The 20,007-nt window shown below is 33.4% G+C and carries 19 protein-coding genes; 14 read left to right on the forward strand and 5 right to left on the reverse strand.

Annotated features, from left to right (window positions below):
• Positions 1 to 3: 3 nt before the first annotated feature.
• The 3 genes from OA85_RS00935 to OA85_RS00945 form a co-directional block, all read right to left on the reverse strand.
• Positions 4 to 1,008 (reverse strand): bifunctional oligoribonuclease/PAP phosphatase NrnA, encoded by a 1,005-nt coding sequence (locus tag OA85_RS00935; protein ID WP_039107468.1) that lies wholly within the window; start codon positions 1,006 to 1,008, stop codon positions 4 to 6.
• 69 nt (positions 1,009 to 1,077) lie between these two features.
• Positions 1,078 to 2,334 (reverse strand): voltage-gated chloride channel family protein, encoded by a 1,257-nt coding sequence (locus tag OA85_RS00940; RefSeq protein WP_039107470.1) that lies wholly within the window; start codon positions 2,332 to 2,334, stop codon positions 1,078 to 1,080.
• A 32-nt stretch (positions 2,335 to 2,366) separates the two neighbouring features.
• Entirely contained in the window at positions 2,367 to 2,777 is a 411-nt protein-coding gene (locus OA85_RS00945; protein ID WP_039107472.1) for a RidA family protein, read from the reverse strand.
• A 266-nt stretch (positions 2,778 to 3,043) separates the two neighbouring features.
• Between OA85_RS00945 and OA85_RS00950 the strand changes: the two genes are divergently transcribed.
• Together OA85_RS00950 and OA85_RS00955 are read left to right on the forward strand one after the other, a co-directional pair.
• On the forward strand, positions 3,044 to 3,649 hold the full coding sequence (locus OA85_RS00950; RefSeq protein ID WP_039107474.1) for a hypothetical protein: 606 nt from the start codon (positions 3,044 to 3,046) through the stop codon (positions 3,647 to 3,649).
• Between the two features lie 119 nt (positions 3,650 to 3,768).
• Positions 3,769 to 4,464, forward strand: coding sequence for a hypothetical protein (locus tag OA85_RS00955; protein WP_039107476.1), 696 nt, complete (start codon positions 3,769 to 3,771; stop codon positions 4,462 to 4,464).
• Positions 4,465 to 4,489: 25 nt separating this feature from the next.
• Here OA85_RS00955 and OA85_RS00960 read toward each other — a convergent pair whose 3' ends face one another.
• On the reverse strand, positions 4,490 to 5,017 hold the full coding sequence (locus OA85_RS00960) for a hypothetical protein (protein ID WP_039107478.1): 528 nt from the start codon (positions 5,015 to 5,017) through the stop codon (positions 4,490 to 4,492).
• A 229-nt stretch (positions 5,018 to 5,246) separates the two neighbouring features.
• On the opposite strand from OA85_RS00960, the gene guaA reads away from it, so the two are divergent.
• The 11 genes from guaA (at position 5,247) to OA85_RS01015 (ending at position 18,561) form a co-directional block, all read left to right on the forward strand.
• The gene (gene guaA / locus OA85_RS00965; protein WP_035670833.1) at positions 5,247 to 6,776 is read left to right on the forward strand and encodes a glutamine-hydrolyzing GMP synthase; all 1,530 of its coding nucleotides are present in this window, start codon (positions 5,247 to 5,249) and stop codon (positions 6,774 to 6,776) included.
• Positions 6,777 to 6,904: 128 nt separating this feature from the next.
• Complete coding sequence (locus OA85_RS00970; protein ID WP_369699878.1) at positions 6,905 to 8,854, forward strand: LysM peptidoglycan-binding domain-containing protein; 1,950 nt, start codon at positions 6,905 to 6,907, stop codon at positions 8,852 to 8,854.
• Between the two features lie 127 nt (positions 8,855 to 8,981).
• Positions 8,982 to 9,383, forward strand: a complete 402-nt coding sequence (locus tag OA85_RS00975; RefSeq protein ID WP_035670836.1) for an OsmC family protein — start codon at positions 8,982 to 8,984, stop codon at positions 9,381 to 9,383.
• Positions 9,384 to 9,469: 86 nt separating this feature from the next.
• Positions 9,470 to 9,703 (forward strand): DUF3820 family protein, encoded by a 234-nt coding sequence (locus tag OA85_RS00980; RefSeq protein WP_035670838.1) that lies wholly within the window; start codon positions 9,470 to 9,472, stop codon positions 9,701 to 9,703.
• A gap of 72 nt (positions 9,704 to 9,775) precedes the next feature.
• A complete protein-coding gene (locus OA85_RS00985) occupies positions 9,776 to 11,389 on the forward strand; it encodes a CTP synthase (RefSeq protein ID WP_039107481.1) in 1,614 nt (537 codons plus the stop codon).
• Positions 11,390 to 11,459: 70 nt separating this feature from the next.
• Positions 11,460 to 13,364, forward strand: coding sequence for a membrane protein insertase YidC (yidC, locus tag OA85_RS00990; protein WP_039107483.1), 1,905 nt, complete (start codon positions 11,460 to 11,462; stop codon positions 13,362 to 13,364).
• A 92-nt stretch (positions 13,365 to 13,456) separates the two neighbouring features.
• Complete coding sequence (locus tag OA85_RS00995) at positions 13,457 to 14,167, forward strand: toxin-antitoxin system YwqK family antitoxin (RefSeq protein ID WP_039107485.1); 711 nt, start codon at positions 13,457 to 13,459, stop codon at positions 14,165 to 14,167.
• A 77-nt stretch (positions 14,168 to 14,244) separates the two neighbouring features.
• A complete protein-coding gene (gene mnmA, locus OA85_RS01000) occupies positions 14,245 to 15,432 on the forward strand; it encodes a tRNA 2-thiouridine(34) synthase MnmA (RefSeq protein WP_039107486.1) in 1,188 nt (395 codons plus the stop codon).
• A 135-nt stretch (positions 15,433 to 15,567) separates the two neighbouring features.
• Complete coding sequence (locus tag OA85_RS01005) at positions 15,568 to 17,181, forward strand: S8 family serine peptidase (RefSeq protein WP_039107488.1); 1,614 nt, start codon at positions 15,568 to 15,570, stop codon at positions 17,179 to 17,181.
• Between the two features lie 15 nt (positions 17,182 to 17,196).
• A complete protein-coding gene (locus OA85_RS01010) occupies positions 17,197 to 18,141 on the forward strand; it encodes a nitronate monooxygenase family protein (RefSeq protein WP_039107490.1) in 945 nt (314 codons plus the stop codon).
• Between the two features lie 9 nt (positions 18,142 to 18,150).
• Complete coding sequence (locus OA85_RS01015) at positions 18,151 to 18,561, forward strand: hypothetical protein (protein WP_039107496.1); 411 nt, start codon at positions 18,151 to 18,153, stop codon at positions 18,559 to 18,561.
• A gap of 175 nt (positions 18,562 to 18,736) precedes the next feature.
• Here the strand turns inward: OA85_RS01015 and OA85_RS01020 are convergent, their stop codons facing one another.
• Positions 18,737 to 19,177 carry a DUF4268 domain-containing protein gene (locus OA85_RS01020; protein ID WP_039107497.1) on the reverse strand — a complete coding sequence of 147 codons (441 nt, stop codon included), beginning with the start codon at positions 19,175 to 19,177 and terminating at the stop codon, positions 18,737 to 18,739.
• Between the two features lie 98 nt (positions 19,178 to 19,275).
• Here OA85_RS01020 and OA85_RS01025 point away from each other — a divergent pair, with 98 nt between their 5' ends.
• Positions 19,276 to 19,917, forward strand: a complete 642-nt coding sequence (locus tag OA85_RS01025) for a CoA pyrophosphatase (RefSeq protein ID WP_039107499.1) — start codon at positions 19,276 to 19,278, stop codon at positions 19,915 to 19,917.
• Positions 19,918 to 20,007: the final 90 nt, after the last annotated feature.

Below are 20,007 nucleotides of genomic sequence, written 5' to 3' on the forward strand. Positions count from 1 at the left end.
GTATTATATCGTTATTTTTGTTACTAAATCTTCAAATTTCTTTATGGTTTCTTCCATCGATACTTCTGATTTTCCTCCAGCGGCATTGCGATGTCCACCACCATGGAAATGGTCTCTTGCAAATTGATTGACATCAAAATCGCCTTGGGAACGAAAAGAAATCTTGATGATTTTTTCTTCTTTATTTTCGATGAAAATAGCGGTAAAAAGAATTCCTTTGATGCTTAATCCGTAATTTACAATGCCTTCCGTATCTCCTTTTACATAATCAAAAGCGTTTAATTCATCTTGAGTAAGCGTCGTGTAAGCGGTTTTATGTTCCGTAATCACTTTCATGTTTTGAAGTGCTCTTCCCAGTAATTGTAAACGTCCATAAGAGCTGTTATCAAATAATAAGGTTGGAATCTCCGTATTTTCGACACCTAAATCAATTAGTTCAGCAACAATTCTGTGGGTGTTTCCTGTTGTTTTTGGAAAACGAAAAGAACCCGAATCAGTTAGAATTCCGGTATAAATACAAGTTCCAATTGTTTTGTCGATGTCCTCTTTTTTTCCAAGAAATAAAATGAAGTTATATAACATTTCACAAGTGGAACCAAACGAAGTATCTGAATAGGTAAATGTAGCATAATCATCAGGTTTCTGATGATGATCAATCATGATAAAGGGAACTGTTAGTTTTTCTAAAACATTTTCCATTTCGCCTGTACGATGCAAAGCATTAAAATCTAAAGTAAAAACCACTTCGGCATCTTCCAATATTTTGGTGCAGTTTTCTTTGTCTTTTTCGTATATTTTGACTGTTTCAGAACCTGGCATCCAAGCTAAAAAATCAGGGAATTCATTTGGGGAAACCACTACTGGATGGTGGTTATTTTTTAATAAAAAATGATATAATCCTAAAGTTGAACCCATAGCATCTCCATCAGGACCTCGGTGTGGAATTATGGCAATTTTTTTTGGAGTTGATAATAACAACTGTATCGCTTGAATGTCTTGTATTTTCATAGTGTGCGAAATTACATTTTTTTAATGTAATGTTGAAATCATTTATATAATTAACAAACTTTTACAATGTTACAAAAGCTCGATGTCTTTTGTTTTTACTTTTTGGTACAAACGGTATTTGGCACCTTTTACAATTTGGGCTTTGTAAATCCCAACAGAACCGGAACTAAAGTAAGCGATAATACAAGCAATACCAATGAAAACACCACTTTCTATCCCAAAAAGCTCCATTCCCATAACCGTACACGCAATAGGAGTGTGGGTTGCTCCCGAAAAAACAGCGACGAATCCCATTCCTGCTAAAATTGCAATTGGCAAAGGAATTAGTAGCGATAAAGCACTTCCTAATGTGGCGCCCACAAAGAATAGCGGTGTTACTTCGCCCCCTTTGAATCCTGCGCCCAGCGTAAATCCGGTGAATAGTATTTTTAACAGAAAATCGTAAGAAGTATTTGGATTTGAAAAGGCATCAACAATCATGGGAACTCCCAAACCGATGTATTTAGTAGTTCCAATAAAATAAATTGCTAAAGCAAGGATTATTCCTCCTATAAAAGGACGAAGCGGAGGATAGGATATGTTTTTTGAAAATAAAGCGCCCCAAAAATGGGTGCTTCGGGAGAATAACATGGCGGCCAAACCAAATAATATACTCGCAAGAATCACCCAAAATAAAGTGGTTAAATTTATTTCGGGAATTGTAGGAATACTATAATGGGTGTGTTTTACTTCCCAGAATTCAACGGTAAAATAAGCAACGTAAGCGGTTATAAAAGATAATGGAATGCTTTTGAAACTGATTTTACTGAAATATAAAACTTCTAAAGCAAAAAGTGCTCCAGCTAAAGGTGTTCCAAAAACCGATGCAAAACCAGCACTGATTCCCAGAATGATTAATGTCTTTCTATCCGAATTATCAAGGTTGAAAAGTGTAGTGAATTGATCTGAAATTGCGCCTCCCATTTGTACAGCCGTGCCTTCGCGACCTGCAGAACCTCCAAAAAGATGCGTTAGTAAGGTGCCGATAAGCACTAAAGGCGCCATTTTTAAAGGAATTGTTTTCTGGGGATTTTCATATTCTTCCAGTAATAAATTATTACCTTTTACAACATCCTTTCCGTAATAATGATAGCACAAGCCAATAATAAGACCGCCTATTGGCAAGAGCCAAATGAGCCAGTTATTGTGTTCTCTATAGTGTGTAACCCATTCTAGTGCCACTAAAAAAAATGCGGAAGCTGATCCAGAAAAAATGCCTGTCAAAGCACAAATGAAAATCCATTTGACTGTGACAAGCATTATTTTTTTAGCGTTTTCTAAATTCATTATTGAACGATCAGATTTTTTTGGCTAAAGTATTACAATCCTTCCTGAACTAAAGGTTTTTCTGGAGCTATTGCTGTAAATTCGATTTCAACCAAATATTCCGGTGCAACTAATTGATTGATTCCGTAAAAACCAGTTGTTGGTTTTATGTCTTTAAAAAATTTGGCGTGAGCCGTAGCAACCGCTTCAAATGTAGTAACATCAGTAGTGAAAATTCGGGTACGAATGACATCTTTCATGCCTACATTCAAGTCTTCCAGCACTTTTTCTACTCGTTCTAAAATATTCAGCGTTTGTGCATGCGCATCGTCAGCTTTTACTTTTTCACCGTCTATTATTGCTACTGTTCCTGATACTTCAATGATGTTTCCAATACGTACCGCACGACAATATCCCATTTTATCTTCCCATGGTGAGCCTGTCAATATGTTTTCTCTTTTCATTTTGTTTGTTTTTAACTGATTTTTAAAATATTAGAACCTACATTTAAATTTTGGTATATTTTTTGCAATTTAGAAAAAAATGAGAAATAAAAAACACTGATTTTTAATTAAAAAGTTCAATTTCGAGAAATCAATTTTGGAAAATCTTATGATTTAAAATGTAATAAAATTGGAAATTGAATGTTATTAAAGAAAGTGAAATTACGCCATTTTGCGTTTAGTTACCATTGGTTTTACAAGCAACTGATAAGTTAATATAAAAAGTTATGAAAAGAATTCTATTTTTAATTATTGTTATAGGTATGTCCCTAAGCGGATATGCACAGAATGAATTTAGCTCTAAATTTAAAGCAATTCCACCTAAAAATATAAAACCGAAAATAAAAAAAGTAATTCCTCCAAAGGCAGACTTACCAAAAATTACTGCTCCAAAAGTGATAAAAAAACTAGATGTCCCTTTTGATGTACCAAAAGTCAATTTTGTAAATCCTGAGAAAATTACTAAAAAAGTAGAAAATTTAGAGGTTGTTACTTATAAGAAAAATCAAGATTTAGGAACTTTTAAAACGGGTTCTCTTACTGCAAAAGTGAGGTATCGTGACGCCGCTTATGTTGATGGGGATAAGATCAGAGTGTATTTAAATGATAAGGTAATAGCTTACGAGGTTGTTTTGGATGGCGACTTTAAAGGTTTCGAGATAAAATTAGAAAAAGGGATTAATAAGATTGATTTTGAGGCATTGAACGAAGGTTTTGCACCTCCTAATACAGCAGAATTTGAAGTGTATGATGATAAAGGGAAAATTGTTTCTTCCAGTCAATGGAATCTTGGGACAGATTTTAAAGCAACTTTAATATTAATGAAAGAATAGGATTGTTCTTTTTTTAATTCGATAAATAAATAAAATTAATTTATACTATTTTTGTTGTTGACACTATGTTTTTAGTTTTAAATTTTTAATAAATATTGATTTATCAATATTCACTTTATATGAAACAGATTCTTTTTTTTATAATAATTAGTATTGGTATTTCTTCAAAAAGCTATAGTCAGGTTGAATTTAGTAAAAAGTTTAAAGCAATTCCACCTATAAATAAAAGTCCGAAGTTTAAAAAAACAATCCCTCCTGAAACGGATATACCACCAACTTATACTCCAAATGTTTTTAAAAGCCCTGAAATTAAAACCCCTAGTTCCGTATTGAAAATTGGAGAAGTAAGTACTATAAACATGACTCCAAAAAATGATTTTGCTAATCCAGGAGATGTTTATATGGATAAAATGGAAAAGGATTTAGGGAAAACATTGGTCAAAGAAGGATTAAAAGAAGATTCAAGACTTTTAGTTAAAATTGATGTCAATTTTGGTGAGATTAGAACGAAATCGAAATTCTTTTTAATTAAATATCGTGATTTTGGACAAATTGATGGGGATTTAGCCAAAGCTACTATGAATGGAGATGTCGTTCAAGAAAGATTATTGATGAAAGCGAATTATCAAGAATTTAAAATCTTTCTGATTGAAGGAATAAATACATTCGAAATTGAAGCTTTAAATAGAGGTGCTTTAGGCGGAAATACAGCTGAATTTCAAATTTATGATGACAAAGGACAACTGGTTAAGTCTGATTATTGGGAAAATTGGGATGCAGGAGTAAAAGGCAAGTTTGTAATTATTAAAGAATAAAGCGGAATTGAAAACTGCTGATTTGTTAAAACGGATCAGCAGTAACTTTAAATTTCATTTCAGATTTTACAGTAATATCTTTAGTTACGGATTCTTTGATAACCGCTTTTGCTCTTATTTTGTAAGAAGAAGCTTTAATGTATTTGTCTAATTTTTGTGAAGTACAAATTAGATTTAAAGTATTTGTCGTAGAATTAATATCATCTAAATACGCTAATTCGATTTCATCATTAGCATCTGTTGAAATGTACAAATGAATTGATTTTAAGAAACTGAATGTTTTGTCCGTTGGGTCAGTTATCGTCAATTTTAATTCAGTCAGTTTTACATCTTTTACTAAATCAGCTTTTGTATTGTTATTTTGAAACTCAGCACTTGAATTTGTAGTGACATCTGGCGTGATTATTTCAGTGGCGAGGTTAAGAGGAAATCCACTGGCTATTTTAAAACTAGTTTCGTTAGATACTGTAAAAGTCAATAATTTATCGACAACACTACAGGAAACTATAAAAAGAACAAAAAGTGAAAGTATTGCGTATGTTTTAATTTTCATTGTTTTTTAATTTTTTATGTATTCATTATATAAGGTTAACTCAAAATGGTACTGTATATTTCATGTGTATTTAAATGATTCTTTGTTTTTATTTTAAAAATCATTCGTTTTGTCAAAAAAAGACAGTTTCTGAAGAGTAAATAAATAGGATAAATAGCCTATTGAAAAAAAAATAAATATTTTTCAAAATTCAATTTTTCAATTCAAAATATAAAAAGTATTTTTGCGCATGCAACACAACGTACTTATTTTAGATTTCGGATCGCAATATACACAACTTATTGCGCGTAGAGTTCGCGAATTAAATATATTCTGCGAAATCTTCCCTTACAATCATTTCCCGAGTGATTTATCATCTTATAAAGCAGTAATTCTTGGAGGTAGCCCTTTTTCTGTTAGAGGAGAAGACGCGCCACATCCTGATTTATCTCAAATTAGAGGAAAACTTCCAATGCTGGCTGTTTGTTACGGTGCGCAATATTTATCCCATTTTAGTGGTGGTGAAGTTGCTGCTTCAAACACTAGAGAATATGGTAGAGCCAACTTGTCTTATATAAAAGAGAATGAAATTTTCTTTGAAGGAGTTTCTGAAAATAGCCAGGTTTGGATGAGTCATAGCGATAGTATTAAAGCTTTACCAACAAACGGGGTAAAATTGGCAAGTACACATGATGTAGAATTTGCGGCTTATAAAATTGAAGGTGAAACAACATACGCTATCCAATACCATCCAGAGGTTTTTCACTCTACAGATGGATCAAAAATGCTGGAAAATTTTTTAGTAAAAATAGCGGAAGTTCCTCAGAACTTTACACCAAATGCTTTTGTTAGCGAAATGGTAGCAGAGTTGAAAGAGAAATTACAGGACGATAAAGTAGTTCTTGGTCTTTCTGGAGGAGTAGATTCTACTGTAGCGGCAGTTTTATTGCACCAAGCTATTGGAAAAAACTTATATTGTATTTTTGTAAATAATGGCTTGCTTCGTAAAAACGAATTCCAAAATGTATTAGATCAATACAAAGGAATGGGATTGAACGTAAAAGGAGTTGATTCTGGAGATCGTTTCTTATCTGAATTGGCAGGTGTAAGTGACCCGGAAACCAAACGTAAAATTATTGGACGTGTATTTATCGAAGTTTTTGATGATGAATCACACCTTATAGAAGATGTAAAATGGTTAGCGCAAGGAACTATTTATCCTGATGTTATTGAATCAGTTTCAGTAAAAGGACCTTCGGCTACTATTAAATCACACCATAATGTAGGAGGTTTGCCTGATTACATGAAATTGAAAATTGTGGAGCCGCTTCGTATGCTTTTCAAAGATGAAGTACGCAGAGTAGGAGCTTCATTAGGAATTGACCCGGAATTATTGGGAAGACATCCTTTCCCAGGACCAGGACTGTCAATTAGAATTTTAGGAGATATTACGCCAGAGAAAGTTAGAATTTTACAAGAAGTAGATTCTGTTTTTATCGAAGGATTGAAATCTTGGGGATTGTATGATAAAGTTTGGCAAGCCGGAGCTATTTTACTTCCTGTAAATAGTGTAGGTGTAATGGGTGATGAGCGTACCTATGAAAAAGTAATTGCATTACGTGCCGTTGAATCTACGGATGGTATGACTGCTGATTGGGTACATTTACCGTATGACTTCTTAATGAAAATATCTAATGATATTATTAATAAAGTAAAAGGAGTAAATAGAGTGGTGTATGATATTAGTTCAAAACCGCCAGCAACTATTGAGTGGGAATAATATAATCCCTGCTAATTTCTTCTTTGAACATCATTATTTTTAATGTTCTTTATATAAACGGTATCAAGTTTTGGAATAAAATTTGATACCGTTCCGTTATTAATGATTGAATAATTTTATAAATAAAAATGATGAAATATTTTTTTGCAATTTGTATTACTGCTTTGTTGTTTAACTACAATGTTTTTTCGCAAGAAAAAAATACTACCCATAAAGTGGAGAAAGGAGAAACGATAAGTCAGATTGCAATAAAGTACAACGTTACTCCGTATGATATTTATCAATTAAACCCGGATGCGCAAAGTGGATTAAAGCCTAATAGTGTTTTGTTAATTCCAAAAAGTGGAGTGAAACAAAAAACTATAGTGCAAGCTAAGCCAATCGTGAAAACAACAACTCATGAAGTAGCACCGAAAGAAACGCTGTACGGTATAGAAAAAAAATACGGTGTTTCAGATGAAGATTTGAAGAAAGCCAATCCAACTCTTGAAAAAGAAGGGCTGAAAATTGGACAAATCCTTGTTATTCCCTCTAAAAACAGCCCGAAGACAACTACCGCTACTGTAATTCAAGAAAAAGTAGTGTATCACGAGGTACTTCCAAAAGAAACTAAATATTCTATCTCTAAACAATATGGAATTACCATTCAAGAATTAGAGAAAAAAAATCCTGAAATTGTTTCTAATTTACCTATCGGTTATAAATTAATTATCAAGGGCAATCCCGAAACTTCGGGACCAAAAGTAGAGAAAACTATTCCAGTTGTTGAATCTAAAAAAGAAATTGCAAAACCAAATCCTGTAAAAGCTGTCAGTTATTTAAATTATGAAGTGAAGCCGAAAGAAACACTTTATAGTTTGTCAAAAATGTTTGGGATGACTCAGGAAGAGTTAATCACTCTAAACCCTGCTTTGTCTCAAGGTGTTGTGGAAGGAATGATTTTGAAGGTCCCGGGAACGATGGCTATTCCGCAGGAAACTAAAAAAGAATACGCTGGATTATCAAAGAAAAATAGCAACAGAAAAAAGTTAGTATTGCTTTTGCCTTTTAATATGCCAAATATTGAAGGTGACACTGTCAATACCACTGCAATGCGTCTTAAAAAAGACAAGTTTTTGAATATGACTTTAGATTTTTATTCGGGAGCTTTGATGGCGATTGATTCTGCAAAACAAATAGGTCTTTCTATCGATGTGAAAATTTATGATTCGCAAGAAACCAAAAACACTTCTAATGTCGCTTCTATAATTAAAGAAAATAATTTGGAAAACTCAGATGCCGTTGTTGGACCTTTCTATCTGACTAACGTCGAGAAAACAGCTGAATTATTGACTATGAATCAAGTTCCTGTCATTTCTCCTTTATCAAAAGACATTGGGAACTCATTCAGTAATTTGTACCAAACCATTCCAACAGCTACTGCAGTTAAAAATGCCATGTTTGACTATATGAGAGTAAAAGACGGTAATATTATAGCTGTAGTCGATAAGAAAAAGGAATCAATGATTCAATTTATAAAAGAGAATCATAAAGATGTGAAATTTTCTGCCCTTGCCGCAAACGGAGCTTTAGCTCCTGAAAATTTGAAAAGTTTATTTGTGAAAGACAAAATGAACTATGTGGTAATGGAAACCGGAAATACAGGAATGATTAAATCAACAATGGCTACTATGTTGAGCGCTATGGCAACGTATAAAGTACAGTTGGTTATTTTAGAACCTAATGAAACATTAGATACCGATGAAATTAATTTTGTGAATTTGACAAAATTGAAATTAATGTATCCTTCTGTAACCCGAGAAAATGAATCTCCAGAAGCTTTAATTTTTGAAAAAGAATATAAAAAGAAAAATAAAATTTTCCCTAGCGCTTTCGCAACTCGTGGTTTTGATATTACATTCGATACCATGATGCGTTTGTCACAAGATAAAACGTATCAGGAAACGGCTGATACTATAGCTACTGAACAGGTTGATAATAAATTTGAATACTATAAAAAAGAAAATGGTGGATATACTAATAAAGGCGTTTACATCTTATATTATGACACTGATTTAAGCATCAAGGAAGCGAAGTAGTTTTTAGTGTCCAATTTTCAGTATTTGGTCGCTGTTTTCAGTAAAACACAAAACAACAATAACACATACCTGTCTCGTCTCCCTCTCCTTCGGAGAGGGTCGGGGTGAGGAAAATAATAATAAAATTATGACATCAAAAGTAACTTACTTAGGGGATTTAAGAACATCATCAATACATTTGCAATCCGGAAATGAAATCATATCAGATGCGCCATTAGATAATAATGGAAAAGGCGAGGCTTTCTCACCAACGGATACGGTTGCAAATGCTTTGGCAAGTTGTATGATGACTGTAATGGGAATAAAAGCCCGCGATATGAATCTAGATTTGAAAGGATCTACTGCTGAAGTAACGAAAATTATGAATGCAGAGCCAAGACGAATAGGAACAATAGAAATTACTTTTGATATGTCAGGAACTGACGACCAAAAGAATAAGACGATTCTGGAGCGAACGGCTATGACTTGTCCTGTTTTCTTGAGTTTAAATACTGAAATCGAAAAAAGAATTACTTTCAACTGGAAATAAGATAGCGTCGAGAAGCAAGAGACAAAAAAACAAGAGGGATTAATACATCTTGTTTTTTTGTCTCTAGCTTCTTTTTTATTAAAAAAATGGATAAAAATCAACAACAACTGATTAAACTGGCACATACCAAAATGCCTTTTGGTAAATATGAAGGTAAATTTCTTATTGATTTGCCTGAATATTATGTGGTTTGGTACAGTAATAAAGGATTTCCAAAAGGAGAATTAGGGGAACAATTGAAATTGATTTACGAATTAAAACTGAACGGTTTGGAAGAGTTAATTCGAAATATAAAAAAACGCTATCCTAAACCGATTTAATTTTCTAATTGACAATTTATAATTGTACTTTTGCCAAGTTTTTTACATAACTACAATACAAACAACAACAGAATGAATCAAACGAAATATATTTTTGTTACTGGCGGTGTGACTTCTTCTTTAGGAAAAGGAATTATTGCTGCATCTTTGGCAAAATTGTTACAAGCTAGGGGATATCGTACAACCATCCAGAAGTTTGACCCTTATATTAATGTCGATCCAGGTACTTTAAATCCATACGAGCATGGAGAATGTTATGTGACTGATGATGGTGCGGAAACTGATTTAGATTTAGGACATTATGAGCGTTTCTTGAATGTTCCTACATCTCAAGCGAATAATGTTACTACAGGAAGAATTTATCTTTCGGTTATTGAAAAAGAAAGAAGAGGAGAATTTCTTGGTAAAACCGTACAAGTTGTACCTCATATTACCAATGAAATTAAGGATAGAATGCAATTGCTTGGTAAATCAGGTGATTTTGATATTGTTATTACTGAGATTGGTGGAACAGTAGGGGATATTGAATCCTTGCCATACATTGAATCGGTTCGTCAATTAGTTTGGGAATTAGGAGAACATAATGGTTTAGTAATTCATTTGACTTTAGTTCCTTATTTGGCTGCAGCCGGAGAATTAAAAACAAAACCAACACAGCATTCTGTTAAAACATTGATGGAAAGTGGTATTAAAGCTGATATTTTAGTTTGTAGAACAGAGCATGAAATTTCAGATGAAATTCGCAATAAATTAGCCTTGTTCTGTAATGTAAAAAGAGAGGCCGTTATACAATCTATTGATGCTTCAACGATTTATGAAGTGCCTAATTTAATGCTGGAAGAAGGTCTTGATATAGTTGCTTTAAAGAAATTAGACTTGCCTAAAAAAGCGGCTCCGGATTTAAAAAACTGGAATACTTTTTTACGCAGATTGAAACATCCTAAACATGTTGTAAATATCGGTTTGATTGGGAAATATGTAGAAATGCAAGATTGTTACAAATCTATTTTGGAAGCTTTTATTCATGCAGGTGCAGCAAATGAAACTAAAGTTAACGTGATTTCTATTCACTCTGAGCATATTGACGCAACAAATATTGAAGAAAAATTATCAGGTTTAGATGCAATTCTTGTAGCTCCAGGTTTTGGAGAAAGAGGAATTGAAGGAAAAATAGAAGCAGTTCGTTATGCAAGAGAAAATAAAGTTCCGTTTTTCGGAATTTGTTTGGGTATGCAAATGGCAATTATCGAGTATGCAAGAAATATTGTAGGTTATCCTAATGCTAATTCGACTGAAATGAATGAGCAAACTTCACATCCTGTTGTCAACTTGATGGAAGAGCAAAAAACGATTACCGATAAAGGAGGAACAATGCGTCTTGGAGCATGGAAATGTGATTTAAAACAAGATTCATTGGCATATAAAATCTACGGGAAAGAAACTATTTCTGAGCGTCACCGTCATCGTTATGAGTACAACAGTAACTATGTTGCACAATTGCAAAATGCAGGTTTGATTGCTTCAGGAGTAAATCCGGATACAGGTTTGGTTGAGATTATAGAGTTAGAGGATCACCCATTTTTTATTGGGGTTCAATACCATCCAGAATACAAAAGTACCGTGGCAAATCCACACCCTATTTTTGTAAATTTTGTGGCAGCAGCAGTTCAAGCAAAGAAAAAATAACATAAAGTAATTTGTTTCTTTAAAACTGAAACTTTGAGCTTTAAACTTTAAACCTTTTTTTTAAATTATAATGGAAGAAAAAAAATTAGACCTTAATTCGATTATAGGTTTTATATTGATAGTTGGTATTTTGTTTTGGATCATGTTTCAAAATAAACCTTCGGAAGCAACTATTGCTGCTGATAAAGCTAAAAAAGAGTTAGTGGCTAAGGAAGCTTTAGCAAAAGAGGTTGCAACTAAAACAGTTGCTACTGCAGCAGCTATTGTACCTGGAGATTCGACTCAAATGGCACAATTGCAAAAAACTTTAGGAAATTTTGCTTATTCAGCGTCACTTCCTTCTGCAAAAGAAAGTTTTACGACAGTTGAAAATGAATTTGTAAAATTAAAAATCGCAAATAAAGGAGGTTATATTGTAGAAGCTACTTTGAAAAATTTTGAAAAATTCAAAAAAGGTTCAGGTCAATTAGTTGAATTGATTAAAGACAATAATGCCGATTTAAATATTCAATTGCTTACTAGCGATAACCGTACTTTAAATACAAAAGACTTATTTTTTGAACCAACAGTAACAAAAGTTGGAGCCGATCAAATAGTGTCTATGAAATTGAAAGCTGGCGCAAATGAGTTTCTGGAATACAAATACATATTGAAACCTAACGATTACATGGTTGGTTTTGATATTCGTTCGCAAGGATTGAATAAAGTTTTGAATACAGCTAAACCGTTGGGTTTAGAATGGAATTTGAAAACTTTCAGAACAGAAAAAAGTATCGCTTATGAAGATCGTTATACTTTATTGAATTATGAGTACGGTGATGATAAGTTTAATAATGTTTCTGGGACTGGAAAAGATGTTCAAGAGGAAACACCTGAAAATGTTAAGTTTATTGCTTTCAAACAGCATTTTTTCAGTACTATTTTATTGACTGATACTCCGTTTGCTAAAACAACATTAAAATCGCATAAATTAGTTGTAGATGAAAAAGTGGATACAACATACATCAAACAGTTTAATGCAAATGTTCCTTTAGCATTTACCAATGGTGAAGTGGATTATAAAATGAACTGGTATTTTGGACCATCAGATTATAAAACATTAAAAGCCTACGATAAAAATTTAGAAAAAATTATTCCTTTAGGTTGGGGTATTTTTGGGTGGATTAACAAATTTGTATTTATTCCATTATTTGGATTTTTAAGTTCTTACATCGCTTATGGAATTGCGATAATTATCTTTACTATTATTATCAAAATTGCCATGTCGCCTATTACTTATAAATCATTTTTGTCTCAGGCAAAAATGAAAGTATTGCGACCTGAAATTACTGAATTGGGTGAAAAATTCAAAAAAGACCCCATGAAGAAACAACAGGAAACGATGAAGTTGTACAATAAAGCAGGGGTGAACCCAATGGCAGGATGTATTCCAGCCTTGATTCAGCTTCCTTTTATGTATGCCTCGTTTCAGTTTTTTCCATCGGCTTTTGAGTTAAGACAAAAAAGTTTCCTTTGGGCAGACGATTTATCTTCTTTTGATGAAGTTGTAAAATTACCTTTTCATGTTCCTATGTATGGAAGTCATATTAGTTTGTTTCCAATATTGGCTGCAATAGCGATTTTCTTCTATATGAAAATGACTTCAGGTGATCAACAAATGGCTGCTCCACAACAGGAAGGAATGCCGGATATGGCAAAAATGATGAAATATATGATTTATATCTCGCCAATTATGATGTTGATTTTCTTCAATGGTTATGGTGCCGGATTGAGTTTGTATAACTTTATTTCGAACTTGATTACTATCGGAATTATGTTTGTCATTAAAAATTACATTGTTGACAGCGATAAAATTCATGCTCAAATACAAGAGAATAAATTGAAAGAGCCGAAGAAACAAGGTAAATTCCAGAAAAAACTTCAAGAAGTTATGGAACAAGCCGAAGCTCAAAAAGCGAAAGACAAAAAGAAATAAAAGTTAAAAAAAATCTCGATATATTTCGAGATTTTTTTGTTTACAGATAATTTAAGCCATCAGAAGTCGTTACTATTAAAAGGTTATTTATTATGAAAGCATTTTATAAAAAAGGAATATGTATTTTGGTTTTTTTGAATGTGTTTTGTCTTCACGCACAAACAGATTTTAATAAATTAGATGAAAAAGGAAAAAAAAATGGTTTGTGGAAAGGGTTTTTTGAGGAATCAAAAAGACCAAGATATGAAGGAACCTTTGTTCATGGTAAGGAAACTGGAGTTTTCAATTTTTATGATGATACCAAAGCAAAATCGGTGATAGCTACCAGAGAATTTAATCCTAAAGATAATTCGGCCTATACCATATTTTATGATCAAGACAAGAATAAAGTAAGCGAGGGAAAAGTAGTAAATAAATTATTTGAAGGGCAATGGAAGTATTACCATCAAGCTTCAAAAACTATTATGACTATTGAGAATTATACAAATGGAAAACTAGAAGGCTTGCGTAGTGTTTTTTATCCTAGCGGTAAAATAGCCGAAGAAATCAGTTATAAAAAGAATCAAAAAGACGGCGTTTATAAAAAATACACCGAAAAAGGAATTGTACTTGAAGAATCTATTTTTAAGAATAATGAATACAATGGTTTGGCCATTTTCAAGGATACGGATGGAAATGTGGTTTCTAAAGGACAGTTTGTAAATGGAAAAAAATCAGGGCCTTGGCAATTTTTCGAAAAAGGAAAAAAAGTCAAAGAAGTGAATATGAGTATTCCTCAAAATACAACAAAATCCAAACCTTAATTAAGTTTATTGTTATACAACTACTGTAGTAAATCTTTCGTAACTTTGCACCCTTATAAAATTATAATTTTTTGAAGATGAAGCGTGTTGTTGTAGGACTTTCGGGAGGTGTAGATTCTAGTGTTGCTGCTTACTTATTGCAACAACAAGGATATGAAGTCATAGGTCTTTTTATGAAAAATTGGCATGATGATTCGGTTACTATTTCTAATGAATGCCCATGGCTGGAAGATAGTAATGATGCATTGCTTGTAGCTGAGAAATTAGGAATTCCTTTTCAAACGGTAGATTTAAGTGAAGAATACAAAGAGAAAATCGTTGATTATATGTTCAACGAATATGAAAAAGGGCGTACTCCAAATCCTGATGTGCTTTGTAATCGTGAAATAAAATTTGATGTTTTCATGAAAATTGCGTTGAGTCTTGGGGCCGATTATGTGGCGACAGGGCATTACTGTCAAAAAAGCGAAATCGAAGTCAACGGCGAAACAGTTTATCAATTGCGAGCTGGTGCCGATACCAATAAAGATCAATCGTATTTTCTTTGTCAGTTGTCACAAGAGCAATTGGCAAAATCATTATTTCCTATAGGTGAATTGACCAAGCCGGAAGTTCGGGAAATTGCGGCTCAAATGGATTTGATTACTGCTGAAAAAAAAGATTCTCAAGGTTTGTGTTTCATTGGGAAAGTACGTTTACCAGAGTTTTTGCAACAAAAATTGCAACCTAAAGACGGCCTAATTATTCAAATAGATAAAAACGATTCTGTTTACAATTCTGAAAAAGAAGAAGGTTTAACTCTTGAAGAAGATTTAGCATTTGATGCAAGAAAAATTCCATACACTCCTGAGATGGGTAAAAAAGTAGGGAAACACCAAGGTGCTCATTATTTTACCACAGGTCAACGAAAAGGACTCAATGTGGGTGGAACAATTGATCCATTATTTATCATAGCCACTAATGTAGAAACCAATACTATTTATACCGGATTAACCAGTCAACATCCAGGATTGTTCAAGAAAGCATTACTTGTTGAAAAATCGGAAGTGCATTGGATCCGTAAAGATATGGCTTTGGCTAATGGCGAAACCATGGAAGTTATGGCGAGAATCCGTTACAGACAACCTTTGCAAAAAGCAATTTTACATCAATTTGAAGACGGAATGTATGTTGCTTTTGATGAGCCACAATCAGCAATAACCGAAGGACAATTTGTTGCTTGGTATTTAGCAGATGAATTAGTTGGTTCGGGAGTAATTTCTTAGTTTAGTGCTTTATTTGCAAAAAGACCTAAAAAAACATATATTTTTCCTGAATTAAGAATGTCTTCAAACAGCTATAAAGAGGGTTAAATCCTAACTTTGGTTGGGATTTTCAGGACCTAAAAAATAAAGTTAACTATGAGAAAATTCTATTTATTTCTTTTTTTGTTGATTACTTCTGTTGGTTTTTCTCAAGAAGATGCTTGGGTATATTTCAATGCCAAACCCAGTTCTCAACCTTATTTTGATTCGCCTTTGCAAATGCTTTCCCAAAGAGCTTTGGATAGAAGAATGATTCAAAATATAGTGTTGGATTCTAAAGATATTCCAATAGACGTGTCTTATATCAATCAAATAAAAGCCGTTGCAGGAATTACTGTTATGGCAAAATCCAAATGGTTGAATGCCATCCATGTTAGGGGAAGCCAAGCAATTATAAATTCATTGACAGCATTTTCTTTTGTCAGTAAAGTTGATTTTGCAAATAAACTACTGAATCAAACAGCAAAGATTGCGAAGTTATCCAAAATAAAAAAGGTAAATAAAAGCAAGAAAACCAAAATTAATTACGCTTACGGAACATCAGCAAATCAAATACAGATGCTTAATGGACAATTATTGCATCAACAGAATTATACTGGTTCAGGGAAAATAATAGCTGTTTTAGATGCAGGATTTCCAGGGGTTAATACAGCATTGCCATTTCAAAGATTAAGAGATAATAACCAAATTTTAGGAGGTTATAATTTTGTTTTAAGAAATCCCGATTTTTATACTGGAGTTTCACACGGAACATCGGTACTTTCGGCAATGGGCGGTTACAAAGAAAATTCGTTAGTGGGAACAGCACCAGATGCTTCCTATTATTTATTTATCACTGAAGATGATACTTCTGAAAATCCTGTTGAAGAATCGCTTTGGGTTGAAGCTGCCGAAAAAGCAGATAGTTTGGGCGTTGATATTATAAATACCTCTTTGGGTTATTTTGAATATGATAATCCTGCGTATAGTCATACTTATAGTGAAATGAACGGAACTACCGCCTTTATATCTCGTGGGGCTGAAATTGCATTTAGCAGAGGTATGATTGTATTGGCGTCAGCCGGTAATTCAGGAGGTACATCTGATCCATATATTGCTGTACCTGCCGATGCAGCATCTGTAATTGCCGTAGGAGCAGTAAATGCATCAGAGTCATTGACTTCATTTAGTTCCATCGGACCTTCGTCTGACGGAAGGATAAAACCGGATGTTATGGCTCAAGGACAATTGGATGTCTTGTCCGATGAATTTGGGAATATTGTATATGAAAGCGGTACTTCTTTTTCCAGTCCCATTATGGCAGGAATGGTTGCTTGTTTGTGGCAAGCAAATCCAAGTAAAACCAATGTCGAAATAAGACCGTTGCTATTAAAATCAGCAGATAGATTTACCACACCCAACAATCAATATGGTTATGGAATCCCAGATTTTAATTTAGCGGTGACTAATGGATTATCATTGAACACTTTTTCTAAAGATGATTTTATAATTTATCCAAATCCGGCAATTGATTTTATTACAATTTTATTACCGGTAGGACTTGATGGAGCGATGGTTAGTATCTATTCTATTTCTGGTCAAAAAGTATTGGACAAAGAAATTACAATTGAATCGCCTAGTATTTCTTTGAAAGCATTGAGTAAAGGAATGTATGTCTATAAAGTGGAATCAAATTCTTTTTTCAAAAGCGGAAAAATAATAAAACGTTAGCAGTACCAATACGTCATGAATAAAATCACAGAACTTTTCAAGATTAAATACCCAATTATTCAGGGAGGAATGATTTGGAATAGCGGTTATAAATTAGCAAGCGCAGTTAGTAATGCTGGAGGTTTAGGGTTGATAGGTGCGGGTTCTATGTATCCTGAAGTTTTACGGGAACACATTCAAAAATGTAAAAAAGCTACTTCAAAACCTTTTGGAGTGAATGTTCCTATGTTGTATCCCAACATCGAAGAAATAATGAAAATTATTGTTGATGAAGGCGTAAAAATCGTTTTTACATCGGCTGGAAATCCAAAAACGTGGACTTCATATTTAAAAGAAAATGGGATAACTGTAGTGCATGTGGTCAGTAGTTCAGTATTTGCATTAAAAGCGCAAGATGCGGGTGTTGATGCTGTTGTTGCTGAAGGATTTGAAGCCGGAGGACATAATGGTAGAGAGGAAACCACGACACTTACACTAATTCCAATGGTGAAAGAAAAAATCAAGATTCCGTTAATAGCTGCCGGAGGTATTGCAACTGGTCGTGGCATGCTTGCGGTAATGGTGCTGGGAGCAGATGGAGTTCAAGTAGGTAGCAGATTTGCTGCTTCGGTGGAATCATCTGCACATGAAAACTTTAAGGAAACGATAGTAAATGTAAAAGAAGGCGATACACAATTGACCTTAAAAGAACTGGCTCCAGTTCGATTAATTAAAAATAAATTTTATCAGGATGTTCAGCATTTGTATGAACAATGCGCAACAAAAGAAGATTTAATTGGTTTATTAGGTAGGGCCAGAGCAAAGCGTGGTATGTTTGAAGGAGATTTAAACGAAGGAGAATTAGAAATAGGTCAAGTTGCAGGGTTGATTCACGAGATAAAACCAGTTTCGGTTATTGTTGAAGAAATGATGTCAGATTTTGAAACGGGAATAAGAGAAGTAATGAATTTTGATTTTTAATTTATAAATATGACTAAAACAAAAATATATACCATATTGCTTTTTATGGTCTTAGGACTGCAATATTCTTATAGCCAAAACTATAAGTTTAAGACTTCAGGTTTTAGCGTTTTAGAAAAAAAGGAAAATGGGAAGTGGGGAAAATGGTCAGATTTGGATTTGGTCAATATTTTAGTCACATTAGACACTAATAAAAACAGAATTGTAATTTATTCCCAAGTTATTCAACTGTTTGAAATTGTCGATTATCAAGCCACTGAAGAAAATGATACTGATATTGTTTATTCATTTACTTGTAAAGACAATAATGGAGATAATTGTACGCTATCCATCATTACCCGAAAAAAACAGGACAATAGAAAGCAATTGTACATTAATTATGATGACAGAATTGTAGTTTATAATATCTTCAATATGTAAATAAAAAATCTGCTTTAAGCGGATTTTTTTATGTCAATTTGAATTCGGTAAAAGAAATAGAATTTTGATTTCGTTATGTTGCGTGAGGGATGGAAGTGAAAAGCCCACAGCCTGACGAAGGAAGAGCGAGGACTTGTAACGTACAGCCCGACCCGTTTTTTCAACGGGTCACGCCCTAAATTTTCTCAATATCTTTAATGAATTCATCATACTCCATGTAGAACAATTCCAGAGCATTCATTTTCTCGTTATAGAAGTCAAATATTTCATCCCAATAGTTGCGATTGCTAACGCCGACTCCTAGTTTTTCAACCCAAATGCGACTGATGGTTTTACCGTTTTCAAGAGTATAGTCTTTTTCGAAAACTAAATTTTTGACGAATTCGTCTTCCAGAATATTTTTTAATGCTTCTATTTTTTCAAAATAGGCAATTCGCTTTTCATCATTTCGATGCTCAATGTCGATTAAAACTTGGGCCTTTTTATTGTCTACGTAAAACTTGAAAGAGAAGTCCTTGATTTTTGTGTCGTATAGCATCCATTTCCGAGGGTATTTTTCTGCGAAAGTGACCCAGAATTCTCGTTTTAATTTTTGAGTTTCTTCTTTACTGTACATTTTATTTATTTGAATTTGATTTTAGAAAATTTGCGAAGCATTATTTTCTAAACTATATTTATAAGATCTTTTTTGAGATGCAAAAATAGACTTTGATTATGGATTTTCAAGATTTTTTAAAATATGTTCCTAATTTAGTAGAGGTAAAACTTCCTGCTGCCGAAGCGCACCTGAAAATGGCTCCATTAGAAAGAATTGACGCTTTGAAAAGTGGCATTTTTGATGATAAAAAAACTAGAAAAGCTGCTGTGATGATGTTGTTTTATCCTAAAAATGGAAGGACACATTTGGTACTTATTGTTCGGAATTCCTATGAAGGGGTTCATTCTTCCCAAATTGCATTTCCTGGAGGTAAGTTTGAAACCGAAGATGAAGTTTTTGCAAATACCGCTTTACGGGAAACTCATGAGGAAATAGGAATTTTGCCTAGGGATATTGAAATTATCAAGCCTTTTACGCAAATGTATATTCCGCCAAGCAATTTTATGGTACACCCTTTTTTAGGGATTAGCAGGGAGGAGATTCGTTTTATTCCGGACCCTAATGAAGTGGCAGCTATTATTGAATTGCCGTTATCCGTTTTTTTGAGTGATGAGATCATTATCAGTGCTGAAATGGTAACTTCCTATGCGGGAAAAATTAAGGTGCCAGCTTTCAAAATTGAGGAACATATCGTTTGGGGTGCTACCGCAATGATGATGAGTGAATTAAAAGAGGTGTTGAAAGAAGTTCTAGGTTAGAAATCTTTTTAGGAGTTAAAAACAGTCCTTTTAATTGAATTGTTTTTAATTTAGTTCACATAAAAACGACTGCTAACGACAAATATAATT

Origin of the sequence: Flavobacterium sp. AED (assembly GCF_000812945.1) — a bacterium.
GTDB lineage: Bacteria > Bacteroidota > Bacteroidia > Flavobacteriales > Flavobacteriaceae > Flavobacterium.